Raw genomic sequence first — 14304 nt, forward strand, 5'->3', positions numbered from 1 at the left:
AAGAGTCCGGATCAGTGCGGGCGTGGCGGAATTGGTAGACGCAAGGGACTTAAAATCCCTCGGCCGCAAGGTCATGCCGGTTCGATCCCGGCCGCCCGCACCAGCCTACCCCCGGACTTGATCCGGGGTTCGGCTGGGCGAGCCGCCAACGTTTTCGCGAGCTTCGACTGGCACTGACCTCGCGACCCGGTCAATTCGCCCCACTGGCGCGCGTCACCCATTCCGCTAACGTGACGCCATGCGTCCCTACATCTTCTCCTTCCGCCTTTCCGGAATAACGATCCGGGCCGAGCCGTCCTGGCTCTTCCTGGTGCTGCTGGTCGCCTGGTCGTTGGCGGCAGGCTTCTTTCCCGACGCTGCGGCGGGCCTGTCGACGCCCACCTACATCGTCATGGCGGTGGCGTCGGCGCTGGGCCTGACGGTCTCGGTGCTGCTGCACGAATTGTCCCACACCTTCGTCGGGCGCGCCTTCGGCCTGCCGATCCGCAATGTGACGCTGTTCATCCTCGGCGGCGCGGCGGAGCTGGAAGAAGAGCCGGACCGCGCCCTTGTCGAACTCGTGATGGCAATCGCCGGCCCGGCGATGAGCGTGCTTCTGGGCTTCGTCTTCCTGGCCCTGTCGCCGGCGCTGGGCGCGGCGGGGGCCGGCATCGCCGTGACGGCGGTGGTCGACTATCTCGCCCTGATCAATTTCGTTCTCGCCATCTTCAACATGATCCCGGCTTTCCCGCTTGATGGCGGCCGCGTCTTCCGCGCCATCGCCTGGCTGGTCACTGGCAACCGGCTGACCGCGACGCGCCTCGCCAGCTATCTGGGTGAGGGGTTCGCCTGGGTCCTGATCCTCGCCGGGGCAGCCTTCGCCCTGTTCGCCGGGATGGCCGGTGCGATCTGGTGGGTGCTGATCGGCCTCTTCCTCAACTCCGCCGCGCGCGCCTCGCGCTTCGAGGGCGAAGCCCGGGTGGCGCTGTCGGGCGTGACGGCGGGAGATTTGATCGCGCCCGGCACAGAGACAGCCGAGCCGGAGATGAGCGTGCGCCGCTTCATCGACGAGCGGCTGGTGCGCCACCATTCCGATTGGCTTCCCGTGGTCGATGCAGAGGGCCGCATCGTCGGCGGGGCAGGCGTGAACCAAGCGCGCGCCGTGCCCGCGGCCGACCGCGCCGCCATGCCGGTCTCGCATATCGCCGTGAAGCCCGAGACGGGGGCGCTGGCCGGCGCGGAGGAACGCGCCGACCATGCCTTCATGCGGATGCGGCGAAACGGCCTGCCCCGCCTTTATGTGACGCGGGACGGCCGCTTCGCCGGGGTGCTGACCCTTGCCGACCTGTCCGAATTCGTCCGCCTGAAGGCGCTGTTCGACCGGGTCGGCTGATCGTCATCCCCGCCAGCTGAGGCGCAGGCCGAAACCGCGGCCCGCGCCGGGCAGGCGCTGGCCCAGGCCGACATCACCGGAGGCGTTGCGGTTGTATCCGGACAGATGCTCCTCATACGCGGCGTCGAGGAGATTGGTCACGCTGGCCGACAGGCGTACCTGATCGGTCACATCCCAGCCCGCATGCAGGTTGAGAAGGCCGTAGCCGTCCGTCGGGGCTTCGGAATTGGTCAGCGAGACATCGTCCTGCTTGGCCACGCCGACGCCCTCTGCGGTCACGAACCAGTCCCCGGCCTCGCGCGTCACGGCGAGGGTGAGGGAGGGCTGCGCCACCCGGTAGAGATTGTCGTCGATATCGCAGCGTTCCCCGCGCACGACGCTCGCTACCCCGTCGACCCGCCAGACCGGTGAGAGCCGGTATCCGAAGTCGAGATCGACGCCGTAAAGCCGCGCATCGACATTGGCGAAACGCAGCGGCGTCGGGTCGCCATTCATCGAGGCCACCATCTCCACCGGCGTGTCGATCACGCCAACCGTGGCGTCGAACGGCACACCCTGGATGTAGTCGTCGACCTGCCGGAAGAAGACGGTCGGGCGCAGGTAGAAATTATCGCCCGCAATGTCGAACCCGGTCTCGACGATCCATGCCGTTTCGGGGCGCAACGCCCGGTCGCCGACATAGACATTACCGTCGGCCAGACCGCTGCTCGCCTCGGTCGGCAGCCAGGCGAAGCGCTCGACATAGCCGGGCGCCCGCGTCTTGCGCGCCAGCGTGACCCGCCAGGTGACGGCCTCGTTCAACGGCCGCCAGGCGCGAAGTGCCGCGTCGACCGCGGTGTCGTCCAGATCGCGCGGCCCGGCATTGAACGCCGCCGCCAGCATGCCCGGCATGGCCGGCACGGCGGGGCCGACGCTGGACAGTCCGGCGACCGCCTCGTGCCAGTCGGCGCGAAGCCCGGCCTCGACCGTCCAGCCCAGCGCCGGGCCTTCCCATTCGGCGAAGACGCCGGTGCGGTTCATCTCCGTGCCGTTCACCGTTTCGATGAAGAAGTTCGCATTGTTCGGATTGGTGATCCGCACATCATGCGTGTCTTCGGTCCGGTCCAGACCGGCGCTGATCGTGCCGCCGGCCAGCGGATGCGACAGCCGCAGGTCGATGGAGCGGGATTCGCTGGAGGCGAAGGTCTCGCGCCACATCATCATGTTCGCCGGGGCCGGCCGCAGCGTGAAATTGTTCATCGCGTGATCGACGTCCGCGCCCGACAGCGTCAGAGAGATCTCCGTCTCGCCGAACCGGCCGCGCCAGCCGGCGCGGGCGATGTCGGTGTTGAAATAGCGGATATCCATCGCGAAGGGCGGATTGCCGGTCTGGCCGGTTTCCTGCCGCCTTGCATCGAGGAAGAATTCGCTCGACCCGATCCGCGCACCGGCGCCGACGCCCCAGACGCTGCGCTCATGTTCCGTCCCGCCGACAATGCCTCCGGGGAAAGACAGGTCGCCGCCTTCCTCGCGCGAAGCGAGCAGGTGAAAGCGCAGCGTGTCGTTCGAGACTGCGGCGAGCCCGCCCGCCATCCAGGACTCATCGGCGGAATTTCCGCCCGCCATCACATCCCGGTGCGGCGTGAAGCCGGGGCCTGAGGTGAAGTCGCTCGACTTCAGAACGGCATCGAGACCGCCGGCGAGGCCGGGGCCGGCCGACACCGGCGAAACGCCGCGGTCGAGTTCGATCGCCGCGACGAGCGGCATCGGCGCGTAGTGCAGCGGCGGGTCCATCAGGTTCGGGCCGCCGGAGGCAAAACGCTGACCGTCGACGCGGATATTGAGCCGCGGGCCGAACAGGCCGCGATACTGCACCTGGCCCGAGAGGCCGCCATTGTCGATCAGGGCCGCGCCAGGCAGGCGCGCGGCCAGCGCGGCGGCATCGGGGCCGGCAGCGGGTTCCGCGCCCGGGTCGAGCGTGTCGGTCCCGGTGGAAAGGCGCTGACCGGTAACGACGATCACGTCGGTCAAAGGATTGGTTTCCTGCGCAAGGGCAGAGGCGGAGAGCGCGGTCAGCGCGAGGGCGCTGACCGACAGGCAATGAAGGCGGGTCATGGATATGTCCTCCATCCCGGCGCGCCGCGGCGCGTCCGGACATGTGATCTGAAACGGTGAATGGGGTTCAGATCAGGCGCGGAGGATCGCGGTTGCCCGCGGGGCGCAGGCGGATCGTGTCCGGCGCGGCCGGCTGCGGAATGGCGGGACTCGCCGATCCGGAAACGGCAGGCAGCGGCAGAACGCTTGCGTCGGTGGTGAGGACCGGCGTTGTTCCGGCGGAAAAGGCGCAGGGCGCGCCGTCCCGGTCATGGTTCGGCGCATTCGGCGTACGGGTTTCGCCGGTTTCCAGATTGATCTCGAGGAAGGTCGGCTCGATCCCCGAGCAGATCCGCACCGACAGCCAGCCACCGTCCGTGGACGGCATATAGCCGTCGGGCGTCAGCGCGCGCGTTCCCGTGCCCAGAAGGGCAAGCACCAGGAAAAGCGGTGCCAGCGGGGCGCGCAGATTGGCGAACGAGCGGTTCATCCAGCCCGGTTAGCACCGGCGCGGCACTCGGCCCATGCGGCAATGGAGCGCGCAATGCTGTGGCGCGGACCCGGGCGCAGCGCTAGCCTCCCGATATGCCCCATCGCGCCATCCATACCCGCTTCATCGAGACCGCCGCGCCGCTGAGCGCGGACCTGGCGCGGGCGATCGAGCGGGCCGGGCCGCTGGTACTGCCGAACCGGGCCGATCTGCCGCTGGCGGAATATCTCTGCCGCGCCATCGCCGGGCAGCAGCTGTCCGTGAAGGCGGCGCGGACGATCTGGGGCCGGGTCGAGGCGAGCGCGGAGGGCCGCCCGCTGCTGGGTCATTTCCACGAGGGCAATGCCGAGCTTTTGCGAACGTGCGGCCTGTCCGGCGCCAAGACGAAATCGATGATCGCCATCGCCGCTGCGGCCCGGGACGGCGCTCTGGACGCCGAGGAGATGCGCGGCCTGACCACGCCGGAACGCGCCGCGCGCCTGACCGCCATCTGGGGTGTCGGGCAGTGGACGGCGGACATGCTGAACATCTTCTGGTTCGGCGATCCGGACGTCTGGCCGGACGGCGATGTCGCGGCCCGCAAGACGCTGCAACGCCTCATCTCACCGCGCCGGAAATCCGTCCGCACGGCTGAGCGCTTTGCGCCGCACCGCTCCTACCTCGCCCTCTATATGTGGACGCATTGCGACGCCCCGCCGGATCAGTAGAGACAGGTCCGAGCGTGTGTGTTATTTAGTAACGATGTTGCGCTCGCTTCTCGCATCGGTCGCGTTTGTTGCTGTCCCGTCAGCCGCAAACGCATGTTCTCGCATCGATTATCCCATAGGCTGGGAACTCAACGCGGGGTCAGTGATCTTCACTGGCCAGGTGATTGACTTCGAGTTTTACGAAGTACGCCGCAGCAGTCTCGAATGGGCGCAACGGCGTCTCGATGAGATCACGGGCTTTCCGGAAAATCGGGGTTGCCGGTATGGCGTCCGGGTAGTCGAAGTGTTTCACGGCAATCCGGACCGTGTGATTGATGTCTACACCGATCTCGATTGGGACACCGGCGAATGCCTTTGGGGCTACGAAGTCGGTCAGACGGCATTTTTCAACGCCGATTTAGACGACGAAGGGCGCATCTACCTTTCCTTGTTCGAATTCCTGTGTAGGTCAGTCTATGGCGAGGAAGATTTCCGCGCCGAAGCCGAGCGCCGCCGCTATGGCTGGCTGGAATAGCGCCTCACCCGCTCGACTTCCCTGCCACCTCCCCCTAGCTTCCCCGTGAACGCTGTTTACTCCGCCGGTTGGCGGACGAGGGAAGGGGACCAAACGCATGGCCGAAGCCGAAGCTCTGAAGGGAAAACTGCGCCTGCCCGTCATCGGGGCGCCGCTCTTCATCATCTCCAATCCGGACCTGGTGCTGGCCCAGTGCAAGGCCGGCATCGTCGGCAGCTTCCCGGCCCTCAACGCCCGCCCGCAAAGCCAGCTCGACGAATGGCTCGACCAGATCACGTCCGAACTCGACAGCTACAACAAGGCGCACCCCGATGCGCCCGCCGCGCCGTTTGCGGTGAACCAGATCGTTCACCGCTCGAATGACCGGCTCGAGGCTGATCTGGCGACCTGCGCGAAATACAGGGTGCCGATCGTCATCACTTCGCTCGGCGCGCGGGTTGAGTTGAACGACGCCGTCCACTCCTGGGGCGGGATCACGCTGCACGACATCATCAACGTCACCTTCGCCCGCAAGGCGCTGGAAAAGGGCGCCGACGGCCTGATCGCGGTGTGCGCGGGCGCGGGCGGCCATGCCGGCATCAAGTCGCCCTTCGCGCTGGTGCAGGAAATCCGTGAATTCTTCGACGGTCCGCTGGCGCTGTCGGGGTCCATCGCGACCGGCGAGGCCGTGCTGGCAGCGCAGGCAATGGGCGCGGACTATGGCTATATCGGCTCGGCCTTCATCGCGACAGAAGAGGCCCGCGCCAGCGAGGCTTACAAGCAGGCCATCGTCGACGGCGCGTCCGACGATATCGTCTATTCCAGCCTCTTCACCGGCGTGCACGGCAACTATCTCGCCCCGTCCATCGCGGCGGCCGGGCTCGACCCGCACAACCTGCCCGAAAGCGATCCGTCGGCGATGAATTTCGGCGGTGACGCCAAGAAGGCCTGGAAGGACATCTGGGGCTCAGGCCAGGGGATCGGCGCGGTGAAGTCCGTCGTCCCGGCGGCCGAAATGATCGCCCGCCTGTCGCGCGAATACGCCGCGGCGAAGTCCCGGATCTGCAGCTAGAATCGAAACGGCCCGCCTCATCGGACGGGCCGTTCGCATCGGGTTGAGCGGCGAGCCTAGATGCTCGTCAGCCAGGTCGGCTTCACATACGGGACCTTGAGGTCGTGGGCGACCGGTTCGTAGGTGATCTCGCCTTCCGCCACGTTGAGGCCGCGCGCCAGGTGCGGGTCGTCGTTCAGCGCCTTCTGCGTGCCCTTGTTCGCCAGGGCGGCGGTGAAGGGCAGGGTGGCGTTGGTCAGCGCGAAGGTCGAGGTCCGCGCCACCGCGCCCGGCATGTTTGCCACGCAGTAGTGGACGATGCCGTCGATGACGAAGGTCGGGTTGTCGTGCGTCGTGGCCTTGGAGGTCTCGAAGCAGCCGCCCTGGTCGATCGCGATGTCGACGAGAACCGCGCCGTCCTTCATGCCCTTCAGCATCGCACGGGTGACGAGCTTTGGCGCCGCCGCACCGGGGATCAGCACCGCGCCGATGATGAGGTCGGCTTCCATGACGGCCTTTTCGACCGCCGCGGGGGTGGAGAAGGCGGTCTTGATCGCGCCGGCAAATTGCGTGTCGAGTTCGGCGAGACGCTTCACAGAGCGGTCGAACACGGTGACGTCGGCGCGTGCGCCAACGGCCATTTCCGCCGCATGCGTGCCCGCAACACCACCGCCGAGGACGACGACTTTCGCCGGCAGAACGCCCGGCACGCCGCCCAGCAGCATGCCGCGCCCGCCCTGCGTCTTTTCGAGGCAATGCGCGCCGACCTGGATCGACATGCGCCCGGCGACTTCCGACATCGGCTTCAGCAGCGGAAGGCGGTTATCCGCGTCGGTCACCGTCTCGTAGGCGATCGCCGTGCAGCCGGACTTGCGAAGGCCCTCGGCCTGAACCGGATCCGGAGCCAGGTGCAGATAGGTGAACAGAGTCTGGTCCGGGCGCAGCATCGCCGTTTCCGACGGCTGGGGTTCCTTCACCTTAACGATCAGTTCGGCCTCGCCGAAGACGCTTTCGGCATCGGGGGCGATTTTCGCACCGGCCGCGGTGTAGGCCGCATCCGAGAAACCGACGCCTTCCCCGGCGCCGGACTGCACCAGCACCTCATGGCCGGCGCGCACGAGTTCCGAAGCGCCGTCGGGGGTCAGGCCGACCCGGTATTCGCGAACCTTGATTTCGGTGGGGACACCAATCCGCATCATTCGTCTCCAAAGGGCAGGTCATCATCTCGGCACGACCACACCGGGTCCGCGCCACGAAATTTGCGCCCTCATACACTGGTCAAACCGGTTCCGCCATCATGGGCTGTCATCGCGATGCAACCGAACGGCGCCCCAAGCGTTTGCGCGACGGGTAGAAACTTATTGGAGCCGCGCCGTGGATGGATCGTCAGTGACGTCAGAGCCGATTGCCCTCGACGAACGGGATGTCTTGATTCTCCAGGCCTTGCAGGCCGATGGACAATTGACCGTGGCTGATCTGTCTGCCCGCGTAGGGCTTTCGCCGTCCGCCTGTCATCGCCGTGTGAAGGCGCTCGAACGCGCCGGAATCATCGACCGCTACGTTGCCGTGCTCAATCCCCGGGCCATGGGCCGCAAGACCTTCCCCGTCTGGCTCGACGTGAATTTGTCCAGCCAGAATGCCAAGGCGCAGGGCGAGTTCGAGGCCGCGATCGAAAAGGTGCAGGAGATTCGTCTCTGCCACTTCGTCGGCGGCACGACCGACTACCTGATGAAGATCGAGGTCGAGGATTCCGACGCCTACGACCGGCTGCACCGCGAAACACTGAGCGTGCTGCCGCATGTCGAACGTATCGTGTCGAAGGTCCAGATTCGCGAGATCTTCGCCCGGCCCGGCGTGCCGCTCGGCGACGAGGCCTGATTGCCTCACTGCCGGATCGGCGCTAGCTAGCCGGTCCATGACCGATACGCGCTACGACACCCTCAATCAGCTCGGCGGCGACACCTCGCTGCCCGCTTCGCCCGAAGCCGCTGTTCTCGAACGCGTCGCCAATCCGTGCGACGCGCCTTACCTGATCCGCTTCGCCTGCCCGGAATTCACTTCGCTCTGCCCGGTGACCGGCCAGCCGGATTTCGCGCACCTCGTCATCGACTATTCGCCGAAGGACTGGATCGTCGAATCCAAGTCGTTGAAGCTCTTCCTCGGCAGCTTCCGCAACCACGGCGCATTCCATGAGGCCTGCACGACGATGATCGGTCAGCGTCTTGTAAAGGAACTGGATCCGGCCTGGCTCCGGATCGGCGGCTACTGGTATCCGCGCGGCGGCATTCCGATCGACGTCTTCTTCCAGACCGGCCAGCCGCCCGAAGGGCTGTGGGTGCCCGATCAGGGTGTCGCGCCCTATCGCGGCCGCGGCTGATCCCTATTCGCCCCAGAAGCTGACCAGCGCGTCGGGCCGGATCCGTTCGACCGGATCCTCGCCCGGCGAGCCGATATGGATGAAGCCGGCGATGCGTTCGCCCGAGCGCAGGCCGAACGCGTCCTTCACATGCGGGTCGTAGGCATACCACTCGGTCAGCCACTGCCCGGCAAAACCCATCGCATTCGCGGCGAGCAGCAGGTTCTGACACGCTGCCCCGGCTGACAGGATCTGCTCCCATTCCGGGATCTTGTGATTCTCCAGAACCGTAGAGATGACGGCGATCACCACCGGTGCCCGCGTGAAGCGGCCAGCTTCCTCGGCGATCTTGGCCTCGTCATTCCCGCCTTCCTTGCCCGCGAAAATCTTCGACACCACCGCTCCGGCGCGCTCGCGGCCTTCGCCGCGGAAGACGAGGAATCGCCACGGGGCCAGCTTGCCGTGGTCGGGCACGCGCTGGGCGATCTTGAGAAGTGTCTTCAGCTGCGCATCGTCCGGACCCGGTTCGGTCATGGCTCGCGCAGCGGTCGAGCGCCGCCGGGCCAGAAGCGCCAGCGTGTCCGTGCTCGGATGTGCGCCTTCAAGGCGCTCGCCGGGCTCGGGGAATCGGTTCGCGGCGGGGTTCGTTTCGTCAGTCATCTGAGAGCCTTGTGCGGGTGAATTTTGACGCGTCGATAACGGCGTTCTTATATGAGCGGGGCTGCGGACGGAATAACGTCCGACTTTCAGGGAAGCATTCATGTCCACTGACACCACGCTGGAGGACGTCACGCCGGCCGAACGCCGGCGGCGGCGGGTTCGCGACGCGATCATCGACGCGGCGGAAACGATCTTCGCGGCGGATGGTGAGGCGGGCATCTCCATGCGGCGCCTGGCCGAGGCGATCGATTACTCCCCGGCGGCGATCTACAAGTATTTCGATTCCAAGGAAGCGCTGTTCGCGGAGATGCGCGAACTCTTCTTCGAACGCCTGATCCGACGCATGGACGAGGCGGCCGAGGAGGCAGGCGAGGTCCACATGCTCTGCGAGCGCTGCGGCCGGGCCTATATCGAGACCGCGCTGGAAGAGCCGAAACACTACCTCATGGCGTTCTCCAACTGGGACAAGGACGATGCCCCGGACGAGTCGAGCTACGCCTTTGCCGCGGAAAAAAAACTGAAGGACATGGTCGAGGCCGGAATCACCAATGGCAGCTTCCGGAAGATGGACCCGGCCGTGGCATCGAAATGCGTCTGGGCCAGCGTCCACGGTCTCGCTATCCTGTTGGCATCCATGGACGAATTCCCGCATGGCATGCCGGGATCGGAGCATGTCACCCGCGACCAGGTGATCGATTTCCAGACCAACATGATCATCCGCGGACTGGCCGCCGATCGCCCCGCCGCATAGCGGTCATTCAAAAAAGTGAACACTGTTCACTTTTCAAACGCCACTGGTCGCACTAGATAGAGCCTCGTCCTGCAGTTGTGGGAGCGGGGGAATGTCTCTTCATCTCGGTTTCAGGCGTTTCGGTGCCGGTGCAGCGGTGGTCGCCGCCGGGCTCGGCGTAGCCTTCCTGGTGGTTCTGGTCAGTGCGTCGCGAAGCGCCGATGCCCGTCTCGAACTCGGTCAGGCGGCGACGCCCTCCGTCCCCACACTCACCGTGGAATACCGGACCGATGCCAGCATGGGGGAATACTTCCCCGGCCTGGTGACGGCCCGGCGCGAGAGCGAGCTGGGCTTTGAGCGCGGCGGACGTATCGACGACATCGCTGTGGATGTCGGCGACCGGGTTGTAACTGGTCAGGTCCTGGCCCGGCTCGATACGCGCGCGCTTGAAGCCCAGATTGCCGCCGCCGATGCCCAGACCGCCGAGGCGCAGGCACAGGTCGCGCTGGCTCAATCCACTGAAGACCGCCAGCAGACCCTGCTCGAACGCGGCCACATCTCGCAGCAACGCCTCGATGAGGTCGCGACTTCCACCCATGCCGCGGAGGCCCGCCGCCGCGCGGCCGCGGCCTCGGCCAACGCTTTGCGCGCGCAACTGGCCCTGTCGGTGATCGAAGCCCCGTTCGACGGGGTGATCACGACGCGCCTGTCCGACGAGGGCGGGATCGCTGCGCCGGGGCAGGGGTTGTTGCGGATTGTCGAGGACACCGCGCTGGAAATCCGCGTCGGTCTGCCGGCGGACAGCGCCGCCGCGCTCGAACCCGGCACACTCTATGCCTTCGAAACCGCCGACAGAGAGATCGCGGCACGCTTCCGCGCTTCGACCGGTGTGGTTGACACTCGAACAAGATCCGTGACGGCGGTCTTCGACGTCGAGGGCCGGGCACAGGCAGGCCAGGTCGCCCGGTTGCGCCTGGAACAGGCGATCGACACCGAGGGCTTCTGGGTTCCGACCTCTGCCCTGGCGGAAGGCCGCCGCGGCCTGTGGTCGGTCTATGTGCTCGAAGCCGACGAATACGGCACCTATACGATCGCGCCGCACGCGGTTGAAACCGTCCGCATCGACTCCGGCCGCGCTTTCGTGCGCGGCGCAGTGGACGACGGCGCGGTGATCCTGCGCTCCGGCCTCGACCGGATCACGCCGGGACAGCGTGTACGCATCGGTGACGAGGCATGAGTACGCTTTTCTTCCGCTACGCCCGGGTCACCATCCTGGCCATCATCCTGCTGGTGGCGGCAGGATTGGCGGCCTTCTTCACGCTCGGCCGGCAGGAAGACCCCAGTCTGACGCAGCGCTACGGCTCCATCGTCACCGTCTTCCCGGGCGCGTCCGCCGAACGGGTCGAGGCGCTGATCACCGATCCGCTCGAACAGGCGATTCTCGAACTCGCCGAGATCGACGAGCTGGAATCGGAATCACGCAACGGCGTCTCGATCATCCAGATTTCCATGCGGGAAGACCTGTCGCCCGGCGAAGTCGACGAGGGCTGGACGCTGGTTCGCGAGCAGGTCGACAGCGTGCGCCCGACCCTGCCGGCCGGGGCTGGCCAGCCGGACGTCACGCGCTTCTACATGGGTGCAGCGACGCTGGTGGTGGGCCTGACCTGGCCCGATGAGCAGGAGCCCAATCTCGCCATCCTGTCGCGCCTCGCCGAAGACCTTCAGGACCGGCTCGGCAATCTCTCCGGTACGGACGAAACCCGCGTCTTCGGCGCGCCCGAGGAGGAAATCCGCGTCCTCGTCGATCCCGACGCGGCGGCCGCGCTAGGCCTCAGCGTCGGCGAAGTCGCGCAGCTTGTGGCCAGTGCCGATTCCAAGACCCCGGCCGGCGAGCTCCGCAATGGCGAAGTGAATCTCGCGGTCGAGGTTGCGGGCGAGTTCGACTCGCTCGACCGCATCCGCTCGGTACCCGTCGCCGAAACGCCCGAGGGTGATTTCGTGCGTCTGGCTGATATCGCCGATGTCGAGAAGGGTGTGCGCACGCCGGCGGCGACCTCCTCCTTCCACAACAACCGCCAGACCGTGATCGTCGCGGCCTATCTCCAGCCTGAGCTGCGCGTCGATGCCTGGTCGGCGCGCGCGATGGAGGTGGTCAATGAATTCGCGGGCGAGACCCACGGCGTCGATGTCGAAGTGCTGTTCCGCCAGTCCGACTATGTCGAAAGCCGCCTCAATGGCCTGGCGACCAATCTCGGCTATTCCGCGCTGATCGTCTTCGTCGTGCTCTTCCTGATGATGGGGTGGCGGTCGGCGCTGATCGTCGGTTCGGCCCTGCCGCTGACCGTCCTCTTCGTCCTGTTCCTGATCAACATCTATGACGAGCCGCTGCACCAGATGTCGGTGACGGGCCTCGTCGTCGCGCTCGGCCTTCTGATCGACAACGCCATTGTCGTGGTCGACGAATACCGGCTGATGCGCGGCAAGGGCTTGCCACCGCTCGACGCCATCAACCGGTCGCTCAAACACCTGTTTGCGCCGCTGCTGGCCTCGACGCTGACGACGGTCTTCGCCTTCGCCCCGATCGCCCTGATGCCCGGTAGCGCGGGTGAGTTCATTTCGATGATCGGCATCTCCGTAATCTTCGCGGTGGTCTCTTCCTTCGTCCTGGCGATGACGGTGATCCCGGCGCTCGCCGGCTGGTTCGATGGCGGCGTGCCCAAGCGCAACGCGCCCTTCTGGCAGGAGGGCATCTCCAGCCGCCGCCTGACCGCGATGTATCGCGGCGTGCTCGACACGATCGTGGCGCGTCCCTGGGTCGGGCTGGTCGCGGGGATCATCCTGCCGGTCGCGGGCTTCTTCGCGGCCTCGACCCTGCCGATGCAATTCTTCCCGCCGACCGACCGGGACATGTTCCAGGTCGAGATGGTGCTGCCGGCCAACACCTCGATCGAGGAAACCGAACGCCAGACCCGCCGCGCGACCGACCTGATCCTGGCCCATGACGGTGTGATCGATGTTGTCTGGACACTCGGCGAGAGCGGACCGCGCACTTATTACAACGTCGCCGGCAGCCAGTCGGATTCGCCCTATTTCGCGACCGGCTTCGTCCGCACCGAATCCGCCGCGGTCACGCGCAATCTGTTGCCGGACCTGCAGCGCGAGGTGATGGACGCCTTCCCGCAGAGCCGTTTCCTCACGCTCCCGTTTGAACAGGGCCCGCCCATTCCCGCGCCGATCGAGATCCAGTTGGTCGGCCCCGATCTCGCCGTGCTCGACGATCTCGGGGACGAGGTGCGCCGGGTCCTGTCATCGACGCCGGGTGTGACCGCCACGACGGCGAGCCTGCGCGTGGGCACGCCGGTCGCCCGCCTCGATATCGACGAAGCCTCGGCCCGGATGGCCGGGATCCGGCTCGAAGAGCTCGCCAACCGGCTGCGCGCCGATTTCGACGGCGCCCCGGGCGGCAGTATTCTGGAGGGCGTGGTCGAACTTCCGGTCCGGGTTATCGCCCGCGAGGATCGCCGCGCCAGCGTGTCTGACCTTTCGGCGACGACCCTGGCCGACCGCAACGATCCGTCATCGCTCGGCTCGCCGCTTGCTGCGCTGGGCTCGGTCTCGCTGCAGCCGGAAGTCTCGAACATTTCCCGCCTCGACGGTCGCCGGGTGAACACGGTCTACGGCTTCATCGAGCCCTTCACCCTGCCGGCGCCGATCCTCGACGTCTTCCTTGATCGCCTTGACGCAGCGGGTATCGAACTGCCGCCCGGCTATGAACTTCTGATCGGGGGCGAGGCGGAATCGCGCGGCGACGCCGTGGGCGACCTGTTCGGCACGGCCGTGCCGCTCCTGATCCTGATGGTCGGCTCGGTCGTCCTCGCCTTCAACTCGTTTCGTTATGCCGGGATCGTGCTGGTGGTCGGTGTGTTGTCGGTCGGTCTCGCCATGTTCGGCGTCTGGCTGTTTGGAACGCCGCTCGGCTTCAATGCCATCGTGGGGTCGATGGGTCTGGTCGGTCTGTCGATCAACGGGACCATCGTCGTGCTCTCTGCCTTGCGCACCAGCGATGCGGTGAAGGCAGGTGGGCTGGAGGCGATCCAGGACACGGTCATCGATGCAACGCGCCATATCGTCTCGACAACGCTGACAACGATCGGCGGCTTTGCGCCGTTGTTGATCGACGGCGACGCCTTCTGGATGCCCTTCGCTTCGGCCGTGGCAGGCGGCGTGGCGGGGTCGGCGCTGCTGGCGCTGTTCTTCGCACCGGCCGCCTTCGTGCTGCTGCAGCGAATCGAGGCGAGGAAGGCGGACTTCAAGGCCAAGCTGAAATCGCGCGCTCGAAGCGGTTCCTTGATCGGTGCCGCCGAATAGCGCC

The 14304-nt window shown here is 66.4% G+C and carries 13 protein-coding genes and 1 tRNA gene; 10 read left to right on the top strand and 4 right to left on the bottom strand.

Features of this window, described 5'->3' with window-relative positions; translation table 11 throughout:
• Positions 1–16: 16 nt before the first annotated feature.
• Together L5876_RS01840 and L5876_RS01845 are read left to right on the top strand one after the other, a co-directional pair.
• A tRNA-Leu gene (locus L5876_RS01840) sits at positions 17–103 on the top strand.
• A 135-nt stretch (positions 104–238) separates the two neighbouring features.
• Positions 239–1372, top strand: coding sequence for a site-2 protease family protein (locus L5876_RS01845; protein ID WP_236954388.1), 1134 nt, complete (start codon positions 239–241; stop codon positions 1370–1372).
• A 3-nt stretch (positions 1373–1375) separates the two neighbouring features.
• On the opposite strand, the gene L5876_RS01850 is transcribed toward L5876_RS01845, so the two are convergent.
• Together L5876_RS01850 and L5876_RS01855 are read right to left on the bottom strand one after the other, a co-directional pair.
• Positions 1376–3466, bottom strand: a complete 2091-nt coding sequence (locus tag L5876_RS01850; protein ID WP_236954389.1) for a TonB-dependent receptor — start codon at positions 3464–3466, stop codon at positions 1376–1378.
• 67 nt (positions 3467–3533) lie between these two features.
• Positions 3534–3935: a hypothetical protein gene (locus tag L5876_RS01855; RefSeq protein ID WP_236954390.1), complete on the bottom strand. Its 402-nt coding sequence runs from the start codon at positions 3933–3935 to the stop codon at positions 3534–3536.
• 95 nt (positions 3936–4030) lie between these two features.
• Between L5876_RS01855 and L5876_RS01860 the strand changes: the two genes are divergently transcribed.
• From L5876_RS01860 to L5876_RS01870, 3 genes are all read left to right on the top strand, one after another.
• Positions 4031–4642, top strand: a complete 612-nt coding sequence (locus L5876_RS01860) for a DNA-3-methyladenine glycosylase (RefSeq protein ID WP_236954391.1) — start codon at positions 4031–4033, stop codon at positions 4640–4642.
• Positions 4643–4676: 34 nt separating this feature from the next.
• Positions 4677–5156, top strand: coding sequence for a hypothetical protein (locus L5876_RS01865; RefSeq protein WP_236954392.1), 480 nt, complete (start codon positions 4677–4679; stop codon positions 5154–5156).
• 97 nt (positions 5157–5253) lie between these two features.
• Complete coding sequence (locus L5876_RS01870) at positions 5254–6207, top strand: nitronate monooxygenase family protein (RefSeq protein ID WP_236954393.1); 954 nt, start codon at positions 5254–5256, stop codon at positions 6205–6207.
• A gap of 56 nt (positions 6208–6263) precedes the next feature.
• Here L5876_RS01870 and ald read toward each other — a convergent pair whose 3' ends face one another.
• The gene (ald, locus tag L5876_RS01875; RefSeq protein ID WP_236954581.1) at positions 6264–7382 is read right to left on the bottom strand and encodes an alanine dehydrogenase; all 1119 of its coding nucleotides are present in this window, start codon (positions 7380–7382) and stop codon (positions 6264–6266) included.
• 178 nt (positions 7383–7560) lie between these two features.
• On the opposite strand from ald, the gene L5876_RS01880 reads away from it, so the two are divergent.
• The gene (locus L5876_RS01880) at positions 7561–8064 is read left to right on the top strand and encodes an Lrp/AsnC family transcriptional regulator (protein ID WP_236954394.1); all 504 of its coding nucleotides are present in this window, start codon (positions 7561–7563) and stop codon (positions 8062–8064) included.
• 37 nt (positions 8065–8101) lie between these two features.
• Positions 8102–8563, top strand: coding sequence for a preQ(1) synthase (queF, locus tag L5876_RS01885; RefSeq protein ID WP_236954395.1), 462 nt, complete (start codon positions 8102–8104; stop codon positions 8561–8563).
• A gap of 3 nt (positions 8564–8566) precedes the next feature.
• Here queF and L5876_RS01890 read toward each other — a convergent pair whose 3' ends face one another.
• Complete coding sequence (locus L5876_RS01890; RefSeq protein ID WP_236954396.1) at positions 8567–9202, bottom strand: nitroreductase; 636 nt, start codon at positions 9200–9202, stop codon at positions 8567–8569.
• A 100-nt stretch (positions 9203–9302) separates the two neighbouring features.
• On the opposite strand from L5876_RS01890, the gene L5876_RS01895 reads away from it, so the two are divergent.
• The 3 genes from L5876_RS01895 (at position 9303) to L5876_RS01905 (ending at position 14300) form a co-directional block, all read left to right on the top strand.
• On the top strand, positions 9303–9953 hold the full coding sequence (locus L5876_RS01895; RefSeq protein WP_236954397.1) for a TetR/AcrR family transcriptional regulator: 651 nt from the start codon (positions 9303–9305) through the stop codon (positions 9951–9953).
• Between the two features lie 91 nt (positions 9954–10044).
• Positions 10045–11169, top strand: a complete 1125-nt coding sequence (locus L5876_RS01900) for an efflux RND transporter periplasmic adaptor subunit (protein WP_236954398.1) — start codon at positions 10045–10047, stop codon at positions 11167–11169.
• The gene (locus L5876_RS01905; protein ID WP_236954399.1) at positions 11166–14300 is read left to right on the top strand and encodes an efflux RND transporter permease subunit; all 3135 of its coding nucleotides are present in this window, start codon (positions 11166–11168) and stop codon (positions 14298–14300) included. Before L5876_RS01900 ends, L5876_RS01905 begins: the two co-directional genes overlap by 4 nt.
• The last annotated feature ends 4 nt before the right edge of the window (positions 14301–14304 follow it).

It is taken from the genome of Hyphobacterium sp. SN044, from assembly GCF_021864465.1.
Classification (GTDB): domain Bacteria; phylum Pseudomonadota; class Alphaproteobacteria; order Caulobacterales; family Maricaulaceae; genus Hyphobacterium.